A 21,204-nucleotide genomic window follows, 5' to 3' on the forward strand; every position below is an offset into this window, starting at 1 on the left:
GGAAGTGAAGAAGCTGGGAAGTTTTGAAGTTCGGTGACACCGCAAGCCTGCGATGAGCCGCCGGCATGTCCAAACCTCTCAGCTTCTCAACTTCGCAACTTCCTCATTTCAAGGAAATGAACGGGCTTCAGCCCGTCTGTCAGTCCAACTCGAATCGCTTTCTCCAGTCGATGTCATCCGCAAGCGGCTTCTGCTTTTCCTTGTCCAGCAGGAACGGCCCCATGACGAGGTAGTCCATGTCCGTCCGCATGAAACACCGGTAGGCGTCATCGGGGCTGCAGACGATGGGCTCGCCCCGGACGTTGAAGGACGTGTTGATGACCAGCGGACAGCCGTGCCGCTCGTGCAGGGCCTCGATCGTCCTGTAAAAGAGGGGGTTGACGTCCCGGTCCACCGTCTGGACACGGGCCGAATAGTCCACGTGGGTGACGGCCGGCACGCAGGAGCGAACCACGTGAAGCTTGTCGAGGCCGAAACGGGCGCGTTCCTCTTCGGACATCTCCCGGCAGAGCTCCCTCCGCACGGGGGCCACGAGAAGCATGTAGGGGCTCTCCCGGTCGAGTTCGAAGTACTCCGACACCTTCTCCCGCAGAACCGTGGGGGCGAAGGGCCGGAAGCTCTCGCGGAACTTGATCTTGAGATTCATCACTTCCTGCATGCTCGGCGAGCGGGCGTCACCGAGGATCGAGCGGCTCCCTAGGGCCCGGGGGCCGAACTCCATGCGGCCCTGGAACCAGCCGATTACCTTTCCCGATGCGATGAGGTCGGCGACGGCCCTGGGAAGTTCCTCCTCCGTCATCTCCGTGTACGCGATCCCGTTTCGCTGCAGATACCCGAGGAGGCTTTCGCGGTCCCAGGCGGGGCCGAGGTATGCGCCCCGCATCCGGTCCGCTGGCTCCTGCACCTCCCGCGGGTTGCCCAGGACCTGGTGCCATGCAAAGAGGGCCGCCCCCACGGCGCCCCCGGCATCGCCCGCGGCGGGCTGGATCCAGAGGTTCTCGAAGGGCCCCTCCCTCAAAATCCTGCCGTTGCCCACGCAGTTCAGGGCCACCCCTCCGGCCAGGCAGAGATTCTTCATCCCCGTCTCCCGGTGGATGGTCCGGGCCATGCGGAGCATGACCTCCTCCGTGACGTCCTGTACGGACCGGGCGAGGTCCATGTCCCGCTGCGTCAGGGGGGACTCGGGCTTGCGGGGCGGCCCGCCGAAGAGGCGTTCGAACCGGCCGTTGGTCATCGTGAAGCCGGTGCAGTAGTCGAAGTACGCCATGTTGAGGCGGAAGGAGCCGTCCTCCTTCAGGTCCATGAGCTCCGACAGGATCAGGTCCCGGTACTTCGGCTCCCCGTAGGGCGCAAGCCCCATGACCTTGTACTCGCCCGAGTTGACCTTGAACCCCGTGTAATACGTGAAGGCCGAGTAGAGCAGTCCCAGGGAGTGCGGGAACTGAAGCTCCGCGAGGATCTCCAGCCCGTTGCCGCGGCCCGTGCCCCAGCTCGTGGTCGTCCACTCGCCCACGCCGTCGATGGTCAGGAAGGCCGCCTCGCGGAACGGGGAGGGGAAGAAGGCCGACGCGGCGTGGGACTCGTGGTGCTCGGGGAAGACCACCTTGCCCGCGTAGCCGAGCTCCTTCCGGATGTTGTCCCGCATCCAGAGCTTGCGGCGGATCCACAGGGGCATGGCCGTGACAAAGGAGCGAAGCCCCCTGGGGGCGAAGGCCAGGTAGGTCTGCAGCAGGCGCTCGAACTTCAGGAAAGGCTTCTCGTAGAACGCCACGGCGTCGAGGTCCCCGGCGTCGAGGCCCCCTTCGCGAAGACAGTAGGCCACGGCATGGGAAGGGAAGGAGGGATCGTGCTTGACGCGCGTGAAGCGCTCCTCCTGGGCCGCCGCGACGATCTCGCCGTCGCGGACGAGGCAGGCTGCACTGTCGTGATAGTATGCGGATATCCCGAGGATGTGGAACGGCTTCATCCGGTCTCAGGTTCTTTGCGGTGTTGGTCTGCCTACTTACCGCACTTCCACGAAATATGCCAGCATCGCCTCGTCCGCCGCAGGAACTGCGTGGTTTGGGAACCGCGTTTTCATGCTTGTTGCCGATTGACAGCCACCCCCGACTTCCCTATAGTCTGTCCGGTTTGGACGCAGTCTCACAATCCGGCGTCAAGAGAGGGCTGCCGGGACCGAAGCTTGCATGCCACTTGCCTGAGCGAACCCGGCAGGAGAAACCATGCATCCACGTCAGAGGACCAGGCCTATCCTTTCGCTTTTCCTGTGTTTTTTTACCTTTTGGTCCTGCGCCCCCGCGTACTTCGACCCCGTCAAGACCCCCCTGGACCCCCCACGCATCCGGAGTCTCGACGATCTTCCCTGGCGGGAGTTCTGGGCGGGAATCGTCTTCAACGGCGAGAAGGTCGGCTTCACGCACCTGAAGATCGTCCCGGTACCCGCAGAGGGGCTCTTCCGCCTCGAGTCGGAGGCGCACCTGCGGATACGGTTCCTGGGTCTCGACAAGCGGATCGCCATGAAGAGCGAGGACCTCGTCGGCGGCGATCTCGCGTCCCGCTCATTCCGGCACGAGATGGTCATGGACGGCAAGGTGCTGCTGCTCGAGGGCGAAGTCCGTGACGGCTCCCTACGCACGGTCCGGAAATCGGGTGGTGAAATCCAGCGTGTGGAAACAAGGCGCACGGAGCCCCTCTACCCCGCCGCGGCGGTCAACCTCTATCCCGTCCTCCGGGGCCTGGCCGTCGGCCTGAAATACCGGTACGATGTCTACGACCCGCAGACCCAGAGCATCACGGCCGTGTCGCAGACCGTCGCCGCCTTCGAGCGAAGCCGGGAACTCGGCATCGAACCCTCCTGGAAGGTGAAGACCTCCATGCTGGGCCAGGACGTGGAGACCTGGATCAACCCCAGGGGCGAGCCCGTTTTCGAGTTGGGGATGCGGGGTGTTCTCATCACCTACCGGGAAACGGAAAACGAGGCCCGCCGCTACCTCTCCGAGGCAAGCCTCAACAAGAAGGACCTCATCCTCGACTTCAGCGTCGTCAGGACCGAAAAGCCCCTGGCATGCCCCCGGGAGGCCACGCTGCTGGAGATTTCCCTGGCGGGCATCGCGGGTGAGCTGCCCCTGCTGCAGGGGCCCGGCCAGGAGGCGCTCCCGGACCCCCGGGACGCCTCGTCCGTGATCTACCGCATACGCCGCGACCCCGCGGCCCCCGCGAAGATCTCGGGCCCCCACTATGACGTCGACGGCTACCGCTGGGTGCTTCCGGCAAGCCAGATCGAGAGCGATCACCCGGCCATCGTCAACACGGCGCGGGAGGTGACGAGGGGCCTCACCGACCCCCTGGCCAAGGTGCGAAAGCTTGCGAAGTGGGTGGCCGACGAGGTGAAGGACGAGACCGTGGACAGCTTCTCCGCCCTCGAGGTCCTGCAGACGAAAAAGGGCGAGTGCCAAGCCCACACCATGCTCTACACGGCGCTGGCCCGGGCCGCCGGGATCCCCACCCGGATTGCGGGCGGGATCGTCTACATGGAGGGCGTGGGCTTCCTGTACCACGCCTGGGCGGAGAGCGACGCGGGGGGCTGGGTCTCCGTGGACCCGACCTTCGGCCAGGTCGGCGTCGACGCCACGCATGTCAAGCTCGTCGAGGGTCCCGGCTGGGTGTCCATCGTGCCGCTGGGGCGCGTCGTGGGGCGCCTGAAGGCGACGGTCATCGACTACCAGGCGGTCTGCGGCCGCCCGTAACCCACGGGGAGGAAATCGCTCATCCATGGAATTGTGGCGCCGGGTCATCCTGCTGGGCTCCGCCTTTGCGGCCATCCTCGTGGCGCTCTTTGCGAGTCTCTCCCCCCTCGTCCTCGTAAGGCATGTCGATTTTGCCGAAAAACAGAAAGGCGAGGGCTCCTACCTGGGCGTGCGGCTCATGACGGAGAGAACCAAGCGCCTCGCCGCGCTGCCGCTTGAGGACTACATCGCCGAGGCGACGAAGGGGCGTCTCTTCATTGTCGAGGGGCCGGCCTGGGCGGCGGTGGCGGAGAACGCCCTGGCGGCAATGAAGAACAGGCCGCTTGCGAAGGACTGGCAGAGGAGGCTTCCCTCCGACAAGTACCCCATGGGCGTGCTTTTCTTCAAGCCCGGCGAGCCGCCCGTCGACGGGCTCGCCTCGCTGTTTGCCGGGTCCCGTGAGCCGGTCACCCTGCGCATCGAAATGAACGGCACGCCCCGTTTCCTGAAGGCGGAGTACCGCACCTACTCCAACGGGGATTTCCGCCTCGGCGGCGGGTTCACGAACACCCCCACACCCCCGACGGATTTCCTCTTCCCCGGCCGGAAATGGAGCCCCTGGGTCGCTGCGGCCGGGCTTGTCCTCTACATCGTGCTTCCCTGGCCCAAACGCCCCCCCGAGGCGCTTGCCTACAAACGCTGGCGCGTCGTGCTGTGCGATGTGGCGGCCCTGATCCTCACCGTTCCCTTTTTCGCCTTCCCCTTCCTGATCACCGGGGGGACCGTGCAGGCCATCACAGAGGGCTGGCCCCTCTTTTTCTTCTTCTGGCCCATCGCCTTCATCGGCCTTCTCCTCGTGCGGCTGGCCGTGTGGTATTCCTCCTTCGCCCTGCTTCCCCTGCCGGACCGGCTGCGCATCTGGGGCCCCCGGGGCGAGCGGGACTTCCCCTTCGCCGACATGGACTTCTACCAGCCTGTCGTGGTCCGGCCGCCGAAGTGGCTCATCGCCCTGTCCTGGCTCGCGGCGCTTTCCGGCAAGGGCTCCTCACGGATCGGGGCCACCGGGAGGGCGATGATCCTGAACTCATCGCAGTGGGGGTGCCTCGCCGTCCGCCTGAAGAACGGCAAGGATCTGTTTCTCAGCATCACCGACCAGCTCGGGACGGACACGCTGGGCGCCGACAGGATCGTCGGGGCGCTGAAGGGGGCGGGCGTCCGGGCAGTGGACGAGGTCAGGGAATTGCGCAGCATGGGCCTGGAGATGGTCCGGCTGCCGGAGCCGTGAAATGCGAAACCGATTGGCCGCCAGGGCCGTTTTCATCATTGGATCGAAAAGAGAAGCGCAACCGCAGTGCGCAAAGGCTATCGGAGGTTCTCCATGCGTCGTATCCTTTCGGCTACCATCGCCAGTGTCCTGATCCTGATCGCATTCACATCCCCAGCCCCGGCCCAGCAGCCTTCCGTGGCGGAGCTGGTGGTAAACCGCTATCTCGCCACCGGAACGGCCAGCGAGAGGGATCTTCTGCTGCTGATGTCCCAGCCCAAGGAGTTCCTGCGCTACCAGCAGGCCTTGAAGGCCGCGGCGCCGGGGCTCGAGCAGCAGGCCCTGGCCATCCGGCGGACCGTCTTTCAGCGGGCGCTCGCGAGGCTCACGGCCGGGGAGGGCGGCGGTACGGTGCAGGCGGTCATCGCCCTCGGGTCCTGGGCGACGGAACTGAACGCGGGGGACATGGACATCGTCGTCCGGGGCGGCCGGGAGGCGGCGAAGCGCCTCAACCAGCTGCTGCACGAGGAGATCGAGAAAATCCTGCAGCAGGAGGGTGACGACGTCTGCCGGGCGGTCTTTTCGAAAGGGGCCCGGTTCACCGTGGAGACATTCGAGATCTTCGTCTCCACCCTGGAGGACTTCGGCTACGACTCTCTCAGGACGGCGTTCCGCGAGGCCCTCGAGATCGCCGCCCGGGAGGGGCAGGCCGCCGGGGCCGCCCACCTGAACAAGGCGGCCGACGCCATCATCCGGCGGAATCTCAGCGCCCAGCGGTTTGCGGCCGTGCAGAAGGAGTACTACCCCGGCGCCTCGGGCCAGGATTTCGTGCGGGACTACTTCGCCAAGCAGGGCAAGTCGCGGACCTGGAGGGTGGGGGACAACGGCGCCTTGGATGCCTCGTGGGATGCGGGGCTGACCGCCGATCAGCTCACCGAAACCCTCATCCGGGACCTCGGCCTCTCGGTGGACAGCATGTCCCATGCCTTCAAGTTTCCCGTCATCGCCGACGAGTTGTTGCAGTGGGGTGAGCGGTCGAAGCTGGGTGCACGGGAGCAGGCCAAGGGACTCGTGCGGGCCTACGAGGCCCGGCCGGGGGGCTATTTCGGACTGCTGACCGAGGAGGAGAAGAGGGTCCTCGAGGCCGCGCGCATCCTGGCCAAAACGCCCCGCGAGAACCAGGCCTACATCCGGCAGGCCCTCCGGGCCCACGGGTTCGCGACGGAACAGGCGTTCTCGAAGGCCGGAGAGGAGATGCTCTGGAACCTGACCAAGGCCAGCAACAACGAGGCCATGCGCGTCATCGTCGAAAACCAGAAGGCGGCGGTTGAGGCCGCGAAGGCGGGCAAGCAGGTCGAGGCCCAATACCGGCGCATCAAAGACTATCTGATGAGCAACGAGCAGCTCGCGGGCTACAGCAAGCTGAAACCCGAGCAGCTGCTGAAACTCGCGGACGAACTGCCTGCAGACATGGCCTTCCGGGAGGAGATGGCCGCCCTTCTCGAGTTCATGGCCGAGGGCTCCGACAAGGGGGCCCGCAGCGCCGCGGCGATGGCCAAGAGGCTCGTGAAGCTTGCCTACCAGCAGAAGCGGCTCTCCGCGGAGGCGACCGAGGAGGCCATCAAGGCCATCCGCGCGGGCAAAGGGGTCCCTGCCGACGTGGAAGACGTCCTCGCCGTGCTTCGCAAGGACCTCGCCGACGCGGCCAGCATCCGGGCCGTTTCGCCGGCGACGGACAGCCTGGCCGACTGCCTTCGGACGTCGTCCCTCTTCAGCAAGGGCCAGCTCACCCTGACCCCGGAGCTCGAGGCCATGATCGAGGAGATTTCAAGGCTCAGCAATATCGAGCTGCTCCAGCTCGGTTTCAAGAACAGCGAGATCGCCCTGTTGCGCGAATTGAATGCCGCCCGGGCCCAGGGTGCGAGGCTTTCAGCCATCGGAGAGGCCCTGAAGAAGACGGCCCCGAAGAACTACCGGACGATCCTCAAGGGGTTCGTCGAGGAGGCGAAGAAGGCGGCTCCCTCCTCCCTGGCCTTCCAGGGAACCTTTGCCCTGTGGGGCGTGTACCGGGTGGCCCTGGATCCCTCCATCCCGGAAGAGGAACAGCGCAAGCGTTTCGGCGAGGCGATCTACACCGCCTTCCCCACGGCCGGTCTCGTTCTCGACGGCCTGCCCATGGCGTATATCCAGTACACCGAGGGCGGCGAGGTCGACGCCAAGAGTCTTGGAGAGGGAGTGGCCTTCGCCGGGCTCGAAATCCTGGGGCTCGTCCATCCGGTTTGGGCGGGTGCCCTGCTGGCGGGCTATGCAACCTACCAGGTGAGCTCCTTCGTGCTCCAAGCCGAGGAGGACCGTCAGTTTGTCACGGCCCTCTACCGGGCCTTGGACGGCAACACCCTGAAGGTGAAGGGCGGCACACGGAGCTTCGACACCTCCGGGGTGCAGGTTTCCGTCGATCCGACCACGAAACTGCCGCACATCCTTCACTCCGCTGCCTTCCAGGATCTCTACACGGCGCGCGGCGACGCCCTTCTCGACACGGGCGAGGGCCGCAAGCCCTACGACCGGAAGGTCAACGTGGCCATCCGCGACTTCGCGAAGCGCTACGTGTGGGACACGAATGAGGATCTCAAGATCATGGCCGCGGCCGTCAAGAAGTATTTCCCCGCGATCGATCTCGACCGGGTTGAGTCCTGGAATCTCGGCGAGCTGACCGAACAGGCGGCGACGGTGGAAAAGAACGAGTTCCGGGTCGGGGCGCATTTGGTGCGGCGCTACATCAATCACCGCGACCTGTTGACGGAATCGGCCCTGCGTCACATCCGGGGGCGGCTCTTCGAGATGCAGACGGCCCTCAAGACCGTCGAGGCATCGAAAAAGGAGCTCGAGGCCGTCGAAAAGTTGCTGGACATGGAGAAGAAGATCGTCCCCAACGCCCAGGCCGAGCAGGACAGCTTCACCGGCTGGCTGTGGGATGCTGCCACCAGCAGTGTCACGCGTCTCGAGCAGATCTCGGGGATCTGGAAGCGATACCTGAAGACGTACAGGGAAGCGCTCGCCGTCCACGGGCGGGTCACGAAGATCTTCGAGTCTGCGGACCTTCCGCCCCCCACGGCGGCGGATCTTTTCGGTTTGTCGGGTGTCGAGTCGACGGATAGACCGAAGATCGACGCGGTGTACCAGTCTTTTCAGACCGCCTTCGACAAGGCCTACCAGGAATACCGGGGTGCGAAGGGCGGCAACCCCGATCCGAAAGACCCCTTTGATGCCGATGCCTGGAAGCGCCTTCTCAGCCTTCGGATGCGCCTGTTCCTCGGGGAGTTCCAGAAGACGACGCCGGCGAGGCTTGCCGCTCTCGAAAAGGAGGTGGGGCAGGTTCTCGAGGAGGTCCGGGAGCACTACCGGGGCACGGTGGTCCTGGCCGTGACCGGCCCGACGGAGGCGGAAGCCGCATCGGAAGTCTCCCTGCGTGTTTCCGCGACGAAGGCGGGCAAGCCGGCGGACGACGCTCTGAAGAACGCCCGGGTCGAGTGGTCCGTCGGACAGGCAGTCCAGAACAGCGGCATCACCTGGCGCTTTTCTCCCCTGGAAGAAACGGTGATGAACATCACGGTCACGGCCACAACGGAGATCGCAGGCAAGAAGGTGGTCCTCGGAAGCGCGACCCACCGGCTGACCGTCAGGAAGCCCAAGGACGACAAGAAAGACGACAAGAAGGACGACGGGAAAGACGGCGTCGTGCCGCCCGTCGTCCCGGGCAAGTGGAAGTTCTCCGGCACAAGCCCCGGCAACTGGACGGCCAGCTACAATGAAAAGGGCCTCGTCATGGAGCGCAAGCCGGCGAAAAACAAATTCCCCTGCGGGGAATCCTCCGTGACGGCGAAGCTCTGGGCCGAGTTCCCCGTTGCAGCCTCCGGCAAGGATGACCCGAAATCAGCCGCGGACTGCCTGGCGGCGGCCGAAAAGTCCTTCAAGGCCCGGCGGCAGGGAAACACCCCCAACGACATGGCCGTCGGTCTCTTCATGGCCGGAGGCGTCGAGGGCGCAAACGGCTTCTCCCTGGGCGATTTCCAGGGGGCCATGGCCGACTTCGCCCTCTGGATGCGCCGCGGCAGCGGCAGTCCCTGGAGCGGTTACACGGGCTCCTACTTCGGGGCCAATGGAAGCGGCAGCGCCGTGAAAGGGAACATGCTCCTCCGTTTCGGCTACGGCGTCTGGGGCGGCGGCTGCTGGGACAACAGCGACCGCGCCTACCTCGTCACGCAGGGCGTGGCCGCGCAGGAGGAGGCCCGGGCGATCCTGGCGAGCCTGCGCGTCGGTCCCGACGGGGAGATCAAGCAGGAGCCCTACAAGGGCCCCAAGTACGACGGCTCGGACCTGCCGAAGGTGACCCTGTCGCCCCCGAAACTGGAAAAGCTTCGGGTGGGCGACACGGTGCAGGTGACCGCCGAGGTTCACAACGACAAGCCCGAAGACAGCCCCTTCACCTACAACTGGGGCGGCACCTTCGACGACAAGCCCGAAGACTCGAAGAAGAAGGCCACGATCACGATCAAGCCGCAAAAACCCGGGAAATACGACCTCTCCGTTTCCGTAGACGGCAAGCGGTTCGGCATGGGCGGGGCCTCCCTGCAGTACGAGGTGGCCGACTACAGGGTGAAGATCGAGCGGGCACCCGCCGACACGAAGCCCGTCCCCGTGGGCGTGAAGACGGGCCTCAAGGCGACCCTCACCGTGGACGGCAAGCCCGCGAGCGGCACGTTCATCTACCGCTGGCAGCCGCACCCGGAGGTCACCTTCGACAAGCTCGATTCCAGTGCTCCCGACGTTCAGGCCGCCTTCCCGAAGCCGGGGAGGGTGAAGGTCTGGGTCCAGGTGCTGGAGAAGCGCGAGGGCCGCGAGGCCACCGTGGCCGAGTCGGATCAGCTTGAGATCGAGGTGATCAAGCCCCAGCTGGAGCTGGCCTTTACCCCGAAGGAACCTTACGTGGGCCAGGAGGTGAAGGCGAAGCTCACGGTGAAGCCGGAGGTGAAGGATATCGACTTCCGGTGGATGCCCGTGCCAGGAAACGTCAAGCAGTCCATGGAGTCCAAGGACGGCAGGGAGATCACCTTCACCCTGAAGGACGACAAACCGGCCGAGATCCACGTCCTGGCCCGGGTGCCCAAGAGCGGCGAGGACCTCGGCGAGGCGAAGGGAACCGTGAAGGCGAAGAAGTACGCCGTGAACGTCTCGGGACCCAAGGCCATGGGACCCAAGCCGAAGATTTGGAAGGAGGGCGTGGGGCTTGTGGATGTGGAGAACGCCATCGCCGTGGACCAGATCGTGGAGTTTGCGGCCGACGTGCAGCCGCAGCCGCAGGCGGGCCCCGTAAAGTATGAGTGGCGCGTCAAGAGCGGGCCCTGCCGGGTGAGCAACCCGATCGCCCGGGAAGCGCGCGTCACCGCCGGGGAGGCGGGGACCTGCGAACTCTCCGTCGTGGCTCGCGACCGCAACGACGTGGAGCTCGGCATCGGCGCGGGGAGCTTCAGCGCGACCGTGACGCGCGAGGCGATTCAGAAAGGACAGCAGAAAGCCAAGGATGCCGCCGACGCGAAGGCGAAGGTGCAATCGGCGAAAGACAAGGCCCGCAAGGGCGACTATGACGGGGCGATCCGGGACGCCGAAGAGGCGGCGAAGCTCGACCCGGCCAACCGGGAGGCGGCCGACACGGCCCGGAAGCTCAGGCAGGAGAAGGAGACGATCCACCAGCAGATCGCCAAGGCGAAGAAGCTGATGGACGAGAACCGGTTTGCCGACGCCCAGAAGGAGCTGATCGTCGCCTCGAACCTCAACAGCTATTACCCGGCGGTGCAGCAGGCCAACCAGGAGCTCGGCACGCGCTGGAACAAGTACAACGGCGAGGTGCGCGACAAGGTCTACGAGGTGCGCTCGGCCAACGAGCGGAAGGACTTCGGCAAGGCCCTCGAGATTGCGGCGGCGTGGCGGGCGTCCACCAAGCTCGATGCCTATGCCGACAAGGAGTTGAAGCAGCAGGAGGACTGGGCGCGGCAGTGGAAGGCGCAGAAGGACCGGCAGATCGGGATCCTGAAGGCCGCGGGGGAGAAGGTGCGGGCCTACGACTACGCGGGGGCCCTGAAGCTCTACGACGAGGGGTTCGCCAACGGGCAGAGCATCTACAACGGAACGGAGCCCGAGTACAAGGAGGCCGTGGAGCTCAGGAGCCAGGCCTACACGAAGAACAAGCGCCTCCAGGAACTCATCCCCTGGGTGCGCAAGGCGGCCGAGGACAAGGAATACCTGACGGTCGATGCGCTGCAGAACACGCTGAAGACGGCCGATGAGGCCATCGCGCTGCAGCCCAACAACGAGCAGCTGAAGCAATGGCGGGCGATGATCGTCGCGCGTGCGGAGAAGACGAAGGCGGACAACGAGCGCATCGCGGCCGGGAGAAAGCTCCTTGATGCGGCAGGCAACGCCGAGAGAAGCTATCTGACGAACGAATCCTCCATCCAGGCGCGGCAGCTCCAGTGGGGCGAGAAGCTCGAGGAGCAGCAGCAGATCTACCTCACGACGGCGATCCAGAATTATCGGGAGAGTCTCAAGTACATCCCAGACGCCGCCGTGGAGAAAAAGATCAAGGAACTCGAGACAACGCTCGGGGGCCGGAAGAAGTACCTTGAGAATTACAGGCTGTCCATCACGCTCAAGAACGAGGCGGACGCACTCGTCCAGCAGGCGACGAAAGACCCGGACATCCAGACCGCAGCGCCCCTGTACGACCAGGCCATCGAGAAGTACCGCAAAAGCCTCTCGCTGTACAGGCCCTTCAACGCCGAGTCGATCGAGCGGCAGATCTGGAACCTCGAAACCGGCAAGCACGACCGCTGGGTCCGGAAGTACTGGGCCGACGGGCAGTCCCTGGAAAAGGAGGCCAAGTACGTCGCGGCCCTGGCCGCCTATGACAAGGCCATCGCCTCCTTCCATCCCACGGTGGAGCAAAAGGACCGGATGTGGATCATTGTCCACGCCCAGGAACTGCGCAACCGGATCGCGGGGGCGAAGAACTGGCGGGCAGACGGCGAGGCGAAGCAGAACGCGGGCAAGATCCCCGAGGCAATCGCCAGCTACCGCCAGAGCCTGAAGCTCCTGCCGGACCCGGCCCTGGAGGAGCACGTTCGGATGCTCGAGGGCAAGCAGGCCGAGGCGGGCCAGAAGAAGGCCGCCGCCGACCGACTCTGGCAGGAGGGCACGGCGCTCTTCAACCAGGGGCGGCCCAGCGAGGCCCTCACGAAGTTCAAGGAGAGCGCGGGGCTGTGGCCCGACACCGCGCGGCAGAAGTACGTGGCGGACCTGGAGGCCCGGAGGGCGAAGGCCGCCGCCCTGCGTCAGGAAGGCTCGAAACTGCAGAATCAGAACCGCGTCCCCCAGGCGATCGCGAAATACAGGGAGAGCCTGACCCATTGGCCCGACCCGCAGTTGGATAAGCACATCCGTCAGCTCGAGGCAATCATCGCCACGGCTCCGACTGCGCCCACGGGCACATCGACATCCCCCGCCGGTCCGTCATCGACGGCACCGGCCGATACCGGCTTCTACCTCGTGGACTTGACTCCCTACGGCGGAAAGAAAGGCGCCCCGCGCAAGGTCAAGAACATCGAGGTGGACGACGGCTCATGGATCCGTCTCAAGGCGACTCACGAGAAGAGGCTCCGGCTCGACATCCCGCTGCCCCAGCGGGTGGCGGCCAGCGCCGTGGCGGTGGTGAGCAACCTCGACAACGCGCACAACGTGCCCGACAAGATGACGACCACCGTGCTGACCGTGCAGACGACCTCCGGGGACCGGGTCTTCGAGATCAAGGCCGGCGTGCACTCCTCGGAATGGAACCGGGGCGAGACGGGCGGCGCGACCCACGCCTGGCCGAAGGAGACCAACATCGGGGGGAGCCGCTGGATGGCCGTGTTCAGCCTGCCTGCGGGCAGCATCGTCACGGGGCTTCGCTTCGATCACCGGGACACCGACAAGAAATACTACCACGGCGATGCCGCCCCGGGCTTCTGCCTGCGGGGCATCACCCTTGTCGGCTCGCCCGTCGGCACCGCCTCCGCCGGTACGGAGGCGACATCGACAGGCTCATGGACGGGCGCCTGGAGAAGCGACCCCGGGCCCGACGGCGAGGTGGTGACCTTCGACCTGTCCCAGAGCGGCAGCCGCATCACGGGGACCTTCCGGGTGGATGTTCCCTACACAGCGGCCTCCGGGGCACGGCAGAAAGAGACGATCCGGGGCACTCTCGAGGGGACCGTGTCCGGCGGCCGCGTGACGGGGACCTTCCGGGAATCCAGCGATACGAAGCCTGCCGGGTCGTTCGAGTTCACCATGGCCCAATCGGGAAACCTCTTTACGGCCCTGGTCCGCGGTGAGGACACGAGCGACACCTACACGGTCCGCCGCAGCGGCTCCGCAGCGTCTTCGGGGGGCTCTGTCAGCTCCGGGCAAACGGTGTCACGGTCCGTCGCGGCGGAGATCACGAACCGCTCCCGGGACTATGCCCACGTCTTCACCGACGGCGAGACCTTCGGGCCGGGCAACCGGCTGGCGCCGGGGGAGAAGCGAAGGGTGGCGGTGACGATGAAGCCCGACGGCTCGGTGACCTTCAAGGCGGGACGCAACGGTCAGGTCTTGGCCACGAAGACCTGGCGCGGGATTGCCGGCGACACGTCGCGGGTTCCCGTCGTGGTCTTCGACGACACGAACCCCTTTGACAAGTTGACGGTGACGACGGGACTTCGTTAGAATGCACGGCAATATTGCAATGACGATCCGGGAGGTGACACGATGAGAAGGTGGATCGCCCTGCTTGCCTTCGTTTCATGGCTGCTTTCGACGGCCCCCCTGGGAGCCTCGGCACCGGTGAGCGTGACCATCCGCGGGTGCGTGACCGGGGGCGTGCTGGTGTCGGAGAGAACCGATTTCGGCACCCACGTCGGCGAGGGGAAGCACCGCATCCGGGCCCTCGGCCCGGACGGGTCCCCGCTTGATCTGGCCGCTTACGAGGGAAAGCGGGTCACCCTCAGCGGCCACCTGTCGCCGGGCGACCGGTTCCACGCGGCGCCCGCCACCCTGTGGGTCCTCGGTCCCTGTGACTCCAAGGAGCCGGAGACCCTGCTGCCGGGCAAGACCGGCCCCGTCTATCACAACCCCGCATACAAGAATCATCGCGTCGACCGGTGCTGGAGATACGGCGCCGAGTGCGACAAGGCCGCCGCCGACCGGTTCTGCCGGAAAAACGGGTATGCCGGGGCGGCGGAGTGGAAGACGGCCGCCCATCGGCCGACGTACGTCGTGGGCGACGGAAAGATCTGCGATGCGTCCTATTGCGTCGGTTTTACGTACATCCGCTGCACGGACAAGAAATGAGCGGAAGCGGTTTCATCGCTTCGCGTGAACACAGAAGGAGGGGCGTGGTCATGAAACGTCTCGTCGTCGGTTCCGCATTGGGTCTCGCGCTGCTCTGGGCGGTCGGACTCGATGCGTCGGCCCCGGTGAGGGTGACCATCACGGGATGCGTCACGGGGGGCGTGCTGATGTCGGAGAAGACGGACTTCGGCACCCATGTCAGCGAGGGGAAGTATCGCATCAAGCCGCGCACGCCGAAGGGCGAGATGCTTGACCTCACCGCCCACGAGGGCAAGAGGATTGCCGTGGCGGGCCATCTCCTGCCCGGGGACCTGTTCTACGCCGAGTCGGCCTCCCTGCGCGTGCTGGGCCCCTGCGCGGCCCCGGCGAAGAAGGATCTCCCGCGGCAGATCAGTGACGATGAAGCCGACGAGATCGTCTGGGCCCTGCCCGAGTTGCAGGGCATGATCAAGCGCATGCAGGGGACGAAGGCCGCCCCCTTCTCGATGATCACGGCATACCCGAACCCGGAGGCCGAGCCGGGCAAACCCGGCGCCTTCTACGAGGTCTATGTCGGCGAGCGGCACGACACCCACACGGTGCGCGTCATGACCCTGATCATCGATGCGTACAGCGGGAAGGTGTCCGTCTACGACGAGGCGGCCGACCGGGTCATCCCCATCGAGGAGTACCGGACACGGACAAGCAAATGAGCCGCAGCGTCCGGTCCGCCGTGACCGCCCCTGCACCGTATCCACGGTTTCCGGAGACGAAATCCGGCGCCTCGCCCAGGCGGATCGTCGACGCCGTGAAGCAGGCCGGGGCGGTGTTGGGGACGGGAACCCGCACATCGACGTCCCCGGACCCCGGCGCCTGATTCCTCTCTCGCCTTGACATTTGTAAGGAAGTAAGGAATCATTACTTCCGTGAGGTAAGAAATCATGCTGACCAAGAAAACCGCCAAGAACCAGCTGACGCTGCCGAAGGACATCGTGAGGGAATTCCCGGGCATCGAGTACTTCGACGCCGTCGTGGAGAAGCGCAGGATCGTCCTGACCCCCGTTCGGCTCGAGCCCGCCGATGGAACGCTCGAGACGGTGCGGAGGAAAATGAAGGCGCTGGGAATCACGGAGGAGGATGTCCGAAGGGCGGTGTCATGGGCAAGGGGCAAAAAGGCACGAGAGTAGTTCTCGATACGAATGTCCTCGTCTCGGCGCTGATTCTCGGGGGCCGGCTCGCGGCAATCGTGGACCTCTGGAAAGCGGGGGCGATCATCCCCGTCCTGTCGAGAGAGACCTTCGAGGAGTTCGGAAGGGTGCTCCGCTACCCCCGTTTCAAAATGACCGACGAAGACATCCGGGCGATTGTCGAGAAAGAGGTTCTGCCTTATTTCGAGGTCGTCGAACCAAGGGAAGCACAAACCGGCCTAAGCGCGGACCCAGAGGACGACAAGTTCTTCTCTTGCGCCCTGGCCGGCAGGTGTGAATTTCTGGTGAGTGGAGACCGTCACATCCTTGCAATCAAGCGGCACGGCAGCGTGAGGGTCATCACGCCGAAACAGCTTCTCGAGAGGTTCTTGCCGTGATCATGCACGCCGGCATGCAAAGGGCACGGCTTCCTCTTTAGGGTTCCGAACGGCCACGCTGCTCTGCGCCTTTCCGGGGAAACCAGGGGACAAAGGCGCTCGTGCGGCGCTTGTAGTCCGCGAAGGCGGGGTTCTTCTCCATGAACCGCTCCGTCATGGGGACGCCGGAGACGAAGAGGATGATGTACGTGATGGTCAGCGGCCCGATGACGGAGGCCCATCCCCAGGGCACCGACAGGGCCACGAGATAGAGGCCCCACCACATCGTGACCTCGCCGAAGTAGTTGGGGTGCCTCGAGTAGCGCCAGAGGCCCCTGTCCATGATCTTCCCCCGGTTGGCCGGATCCTTCACGAACCGGTCCAGCTGAAGGTCCGCGAGGGACTCGAAGGAAAACCCCGCCAGCCAGATCGCCACGCCCAGCACATCCAGCCAACCCAGGGGTCCCGCCGCGAAGGTGTTGATGAACAGCACCGGGGTGACGTTGAGCAGGAGGATGGCGCCCTGCAGCAGGAAGACCTGCAGGTAGCTCCGCACGACGAAGGACGACCCCCACTCCTCCCGCCACTTCCGGTACCTCTCGTCCTCGCCCTTGCCCCGGTTGCGCAGGTAGATCCGGACGGCGAGCCGCAGCCCCCAGCACAGCACCAGCAGGTTGGCGACCCACTGCCGGGCGGAGAAGGACCCGTACAGAAGAAACGTGGCCCAGGCCGCAAGGATGAACCCCGGGCCCCAGGCCACGTCGGCGATGCTGTTGTCCCGGCGCCCGAGGGCGAGCAGGAACAGGGCCGTCATGTACACGAAGAGGATTGCCGCGGCGGCGGAAAGGGTGTTCCACAGCGCCATCGAATCACCTCGCTTGCGTCCTCGGCGGGCCGGCCTGCCGGGCTGCCGCGGTCAATCGGTCATCCGCCCTCAGGGCATCAGCCACCGGCCGATCAGAAAGCTCGCGGCCGAGACGCTTGCCGTCAGGACGATGCCCCAGAGAATGTCCACCACGACGACGGAGACCGGCCAGTCCCGCAGCGTCGCCAGGTTCGTGAGGTCGTAGGTGGCATAGGCGAAGAACCCGAAGAGACCCCCGAGGAGTGCCGCCCCGGCCAGTGAGCCGCTCTCCAGGGCCGGCAGGGTCGCGAAGATCAGGATCCCGAGGATGTAGAGCAGGTAGAACAGGATCGCGGCAGGCCAGTTGACGCTCGGCCTCAGCAGCGGGCCCAGGCGGCTGCGGTAGAATGCCCGGGCCGCGAAGCCCAGCCAGACCATGTCGATGGCGAAGAACACGGGCACGGTCAGCAGGTACAGGTAGACCAGGTCCATGGGGCACCTCCGGGGATCCGGGGAGGGGGGTCCCCGATGTTTCAACCGCTGCTGCCGCGGACATCGCGCTCCGGCCCGGCGGGCCGCGTCATCGGTTGTGTGAAATCTCTTCTATCCACTAAGGGTGCCCGGCCGCATTGTCAAGGGATTCTTGACGGCCTGACCGGAACGCGGCCCGCCGGCCGCAAAAAAAGGGCGGCCATCGCGGCCGCCCCTTTTTTTGCAATTGCTGCCTGCTGCATCAGAAAGTGGATTCTTCCCCCTCACCGCTTATCCTCTCCCTCCGGGGGAGAGGACGATTAGGGTTGCTTCGCGTCATTTCAAGGGCCACTCGCCGCGCTCCTTCAGCACCTCGCGGTAGACGTGCAGGGCGTCGTTCACGGCGGGCATGCCGGCGTAGGTCGAGAGCTGGAAGATGATCTCGGCGATCTTCCGGGGGTCGCAGCCCACGTTGAGGGCCGCGTTGACGTGGAGCTTGAACTCCTCCGTGGCGCGCAGGGCCGCCAGCATGGCCACGGCTGCATACTGCCGCTCCTGCAGGGTCAGCACGGTGCGGGAGTAGAGGTTGCCGGTGATGTGCCGGGAGAGGTCGTTGGCCAGCTCCTTGTCGAACTGGCGCCACATCAGGTAGGGCGGGTCCATCTTGATGCCCTTCCCGAAGAGTTTCGCTGCTGTTTCCTGTGTCCTCTTGTTGATGTCGTCGCTCACGATCCTACCTCCTCCTTTGGATTCTTCGGTTCGCCTCGGCTCTTTCGCTGCGCCGTTATTAATGGAACCGGCGCAGGGTGTCAAGCCTGAATCATGGAGCGATGGAATGATGGGATACGGGGTTGTGGACAGGGAGCATTCCCGTATCCCCCGTCATTCCATGATCCCAGTATTCCCATGCTCCATTCCGTCCGGTCATTTGACGACGTACACGTCCCGATCCCGGTCCTGCAGCACGAGGTAGTGCACGCCCTGCTTGGCCTTGTCGACGCCGTGGAAGTGCCTCTCGCCCTCGAGGCGGCACAGATCGCAGCTGCGGCTCGGGATGATGACGGCGTAGACGCGGTTGCCGGTGCTCGCCATGGAGTTGACGGCGATGAACCCCCCGCAGTCGTTGCAGATCCGCACGGTCTCCTCCTGCTGCTCCCGGATGCCGTCGGTGTCGTAGTAGATGTTGCGGTTGCGGCGGGCGTACCTGGCGCCCTTGACGATCTCGGCCTTGAAGGTGTGGCGCCTCTTCCAGAGCTCGAGGACGTCCTTCGACATCTCCCGGATGTACCGGGTGATCTCGTCGGACTGGCGGAGGGCGCCGGGGTCGTAGTCCGGCTCGCGGACGTGGCTGTAGTCGAGCCCCGCCATGGCCAGGATGATGCCCACGTTGACGTAGGGCAGGGCGCCCTCGATGGAGTAGCCGCCCTCGAGGACGGCGATGTCGGGCTTGAGCCGCTCGTTGAGCCTGGCGTATCCCTGCGCGGAGAAGCGCATGTTCGTGATGGGGTCCGTGTAGTGGTTGTCCTGGCCTGCCGAGTTGATGACGAGATCGGGCTTGAACTCCTGCACGATGGGCAGGATCACCTCCTCCAGCACGTGGAGGAAGCCCTCGTCGGAGGTCTCCGGCGGCAGGGGGATGTTGATCGTCGTCCCCAGGGCGTTGGGCCCGCCGAACTCGTCGGGGAAGCCCGAGCCGGGGTAGAGGGTCCTGCCGTCCTGGTGGATCGAGATGCAGAGCGTGTCGGGGTCGTGCCAGTAGATGTCCTGGGTGCCGTCGCCGTGGTGGCAGTCCGTGTCGATGACGGCCACGCGCCGGTGGCCGTACTTGCGGCGGATGTGCTCGATCATCACGGCCTCGATGTTGATGTTGCAGAAGCCGCGGGCGCCGTGCACGACGCGCATGGCGTGGTGCCCCGGGGGCCGCACGAGGGCGAAGGCGTTGTCCACGGCGCCCTCGAGCACCTTTTCGGCCGCCGTGATCGCGCCGCCCGCCGAGATGAGGTGGCTCTCGGTGATGACGCTCCTCGCGTCGGGGACGCAGATGTGGATGCGGTTGATGTCCTCGATCGTGGCGAGGCCCGGCTTGTACTCCACGATGTTCTCGAAGTCCAGCAGCCCTTCCTCGAAGACCTGGTCCTGCGTGTAGAGCAGGCGCTCCTCCCGCTCGGGGTGCGTGGGCGAGATGGCCCAGTCGAAGGCGGGAAAGAAGACGAGCCCCGTTTTCCTGCGTTGCGTCATGATCTCGGCCCCCCCTTCCCGAACCCCGCGATGAGGCCCGGCTTGACCTGGGCCTTGAGGCGGATGTTCTTGCCGGTCGCGTAGAAGCCCCGCACCATGTTGAACTCCTGGTCCTCGACGATCTCCGTCTCGATGTCCGGCTCGACGGCGCCGAGCCTGCGGGCCCGCTCCCGGAGCCTCTCCATGCCGATCCGGAGGATGTCCCTGCGGGTGAAGTGGGCCGGGATCTTCACCTCGAGCCCCTCCTCGGCGATGGTGAGGCTGCCGCGCTCCGTCTCGGCCAGCAGCGTGATCTCCGCCGTCGTCCGCGCCAGGGCCGCCCCATAGGCGTTGGCCACCTCGGCGTCGCGCGGGATCACGGCCTCGCAGCCCAGCAGTTCCCCCAGCCTTGACGCCACGGCGCCCGCGGGCCCGCCCACGATGAAGAGCCGCTTCGGCCGGAGCGTTTTCCCCTCCAGCAGCTCGTGGATCGTGTAGACGGGCTTGTTGTTGACCTCCTCGACCATGGCGTCCACCGCCGAGGCAATGTCCCGGCAGGTCTTCTCGAAGATCGCCCGGGCCGCCTCGGCCACGGGAAGGTTCAGCTTGCCGGCGATTTCCGCCACGGCCGTCTGTGCCTTGGCCGCATCGCCGATCCGCGTGAGCCCGAGGACGATCATCGCGTCCGTCGGGGTGGGCCAGGGGCCGCCGAAGGCCGCCGCGGGCCCCTCGCGCCGGGGCCCGATGACCAGCCGGCCGTCGTCCACGCGGACCCGGCTGTCGCCGCCGAGACCGAGGGACCGCGTCTTGAGGCCGCGGATGAGCGTCCGGTGCCCCTCGATGGTCACGCCCAGCGGTTCGAGCAGGGGCACCCCGTCGGCCAGCAGGGCGATGTCCGTCGTCGTGCCGCCCATGTCGACGGCGACGGCGTCGGCGCCGGCGCAGTCCGCGAGGCTCAGGATGCCCATGACACTTGCCGCCGGTCCCGAGAGAATCGTCTGCACAGGCTGCTCGGCGGACCGGCGGATCTCGAAGGTCCCGCCGTCGGCCTTGAGGATGTACAGGGGGGCCTTGATGCCTGCGCGCGCCGCGAACTCGAGGATCTCGTCCACGAATCGGCTGTAGAGGTCGTGGACCGAGGCGTTCAGGTAGGTCGTGGCGATGCGGCGGCGGAAATTGAGATTGCCCGACATGCGGTGGCCGAGGGAGACGTGACGGAAGCCGCTCCGGACCAGCTCGCCGATCTGGTTTTCGTGCGCGGGGTTTCGCGTGCTGAACTTGCACACGACGCCGAGGTGCGCGATGCCCGATGCCTTCAGGCCCGCTGCCGCCTCCTCGACCTCGCCTTTCTTGATCGGGGCGACCTCGATGCCCCGGTTGCTCACGTAGCCGGAGACGAAGCGCATGTCCTCGCTGATCCGCAGGTCTTCCGGGGCGAGGCCCGGCCCGCTCGCGACGATCATGCCGACGCGGTCGGTCTTCCCCTGCACGATGGCGTTGGTGGAGAGGGTGGTGCTGAAGACGACGCGCTCGAGCGCGGAGAGGTCCTCGTCGCGCAGGATATCGTCCATCACGCCGATGAGCGACGAGACGAGATGCCGCTGGTTCGTGGGGACCTTGGTTTTCTTCTTGACCTGGAAGTTGTCGAGAAGGACGGCGTCCGTGTGGGTGCCCCCGACGTCTATGCCGAGAATCATGGAATCTCCTTTGGCCCAGG

Annotated in this window: 13 protein-coding genes; 7 read left to right on the forward strand and 6 right to left on the reverse strand. The window is 65.7% G+C overall.

Annotation, left to right across the window (positions count from 1 at the left end; translation table 11 throughout):
• Nucleotides 1-139: 139 nt before the first annotated feature.
• Nucleotides 140-1,966, reverse strand: coding sequence for a carbamoyltransferase (locus HPY67_08340; GenBank protein NPV04725.1), 1,827 nt, complete (start codon nucleotides 1,964-1,966; stop codon nucleotides 140-142).
• A gap of 256 nt (nucleotides 1,967-2,222) precedes the next feature.
• On the opposite strand from HPY67_08340, the gene HPY67_08345 reads away from it, so the two are divergent.
• From HPY67_08345 to HPY67_08375, 7 genes are all read left to right on the forward strand, one after another.
• Nucleotides 2,223-3,746, forward strand: a complete 1,524-nt coding sequence (locus HPY67_08345; GenBank protein ID NPV04726.1) for a transglutaminase domain-containing protein — start codon at nucleotides 2,223-2,225, stop codon at nucleotides 3,744-3,746.
• Between the two features lie 25 nt (nucleotides 3,747-3,771).
• A complete protein-coding gene (locus tag HPY67_08350) occupies nucleotides 3,772-5,010 on the forward strand; it encodes a hypothetical protein (GenBank protein NPV04727.1) in 1,239 nt (412 codons plus the stop codon).
• A 93-nt stretch (nucleotides 5,011-5,103) separates the two neighbouring features.
• Nucleotides 5,104-13,788 carry a hypothetical protein gene (locus HPY67_08355; protein NPV04728.1) on the forward strand — a complete coding sequence of 2,895 codons (8,685 nt, stop codon included), beginning with the start codon at nucleotides 5,104-5,106 and terminating at the stop codon, nucleotides 13,786-13,788.
• Nucleotides 13,789-13,830: 42 nt separating this feature from the next.
• Nucleotides 13,831-14,412 (forward strand): hypothetical protein, encoded by a 582-nt coding sequence (locus HPY67_08360; GenBank protein ID NPV04729.1) that lies wholly within the window; start codon nucleotides 13,831-13,833, stop codon nucleotides 14,410-14,412.
• 50 nt (nucleotides 14,413-14,462) lie between these two features.
• On the forward strand, nucleotides 14,463-15,104 hold the full coding sequence (locus tag HPY67_08365; protein NPV04730.1) for a hypothetical protein: 642 nt from the start codon (nucleotides 14,463-14,465) through the stop codon (nucleotides 15,102-15,104).
• Between the two features lie 228 nt (nucleotides 15,105-15,332).
• A complete protein-coding gene (locus HPY67_08370; GenBank protein ID NPV04731.1) occupies nucleotides 15,333-15,578 on the forward strand; it encodes an AbrB/MazE/SpoVT family DNA-binding domain-containing protein in 246 nt (81 codons plus the stop codon).
• Nucleotides 15,548-15,976: a putative toxin-antitoxin system toxin component, PIN family gene (locus HPY67_08375; GenBank protein NPV04732.1), complete on the forward strand. Its 429-nt coding sequence runs from the start codon at nucleotides 15,548-15,550 to the stop codon at nucleotides 15,974-15,976. The genes HPY67_08370 and HPY67_08375 overlap by 31 nt, the downstream gene beginning before the upstream one ends.
• A gap of 37 nt (nucleotides 15,977-16,013) precedes the next feature.
• On the opposite strand, the gene HPY67_08380 is transcribed toward HPY67_08375, so the two are convergent.
• From HPY67_08380 to HPY67_08400, 5 genes are all read right to left on the reverse strand, one after another.
• The gene (locus HPY67_08380; protein ID NPV04733.1) at nucleotides 16,014-16,769 is read right to left on the reverse strand and encodes a DUF1295 domain-containing protein; all 756 of its coding nucleotides are present in this window, start codon (nucleotides 16,767-16,769) and stop codon (nucleotides 16,014-16,016) included.
• A 120-nt stretch (nucleotides 16,770-16,889) separates the two neighbouring features.
• A complete protein-coding gene (locus tag HPY67_08385) occupies nucleotides 16,890-17,291 on the reverse strand; it encodes a DUF2177 family protein (GenBank protein ID NPV04734.1) in 402 nt (133 codons plus the stop codon).
• A gap of 315 nt (nucleotides 17,292-17,606) precedes the next feature.
• Nucleotides 17,607-17,933, reverse strand: coding sequence for a 4-carboxymuconolactone decarboxylase (locus HPY67_08390; GenBank protein NPV04735.1), 327 nt, complete (start codon nucleotides 17,931-17,933; stop codon nucleotides 17,607-17,609).
• 261 nt (nucleotides 17,934-18,194) lie between these two features.
• Nucleotides 18,195-19,508, reverse strand: coding sequence for a histone deacetylase (locus tag HPY67_08395; protein NPV04736.1), 1,314 nt, complete (start codon nucleotides 19,506-19,508; stop codon nucleotides 18,195-18,197).
• On the reverse strand, nucleotides 19,505-21,184 hold the full coding sequence (locus HPY67_08400; GenBank protein ID NPV04737.1) for a hydantoinase/oxoprolinase family protein: 1,680 nt from the start codon (nucleotides 21,182-21,184) through the stop codon (nucleotides 19,505-19,507). The genes HPY67_08395 and HPY67_08400 overlap by 4 nt, the downstream gene beginning before the upstream one ends.
• Nucleotides 21,185-21,204 lie beyond the last annotated feature (20 nt).

Source organism: Syntrophaceae bacterium, from assembly GCA_013177795.1.
Taxonomy (GTDB): domain Bacteria; phylum Desulfobacterota; class Syntrophia; order Syntrophales; family UBA2192; genus UBA2192.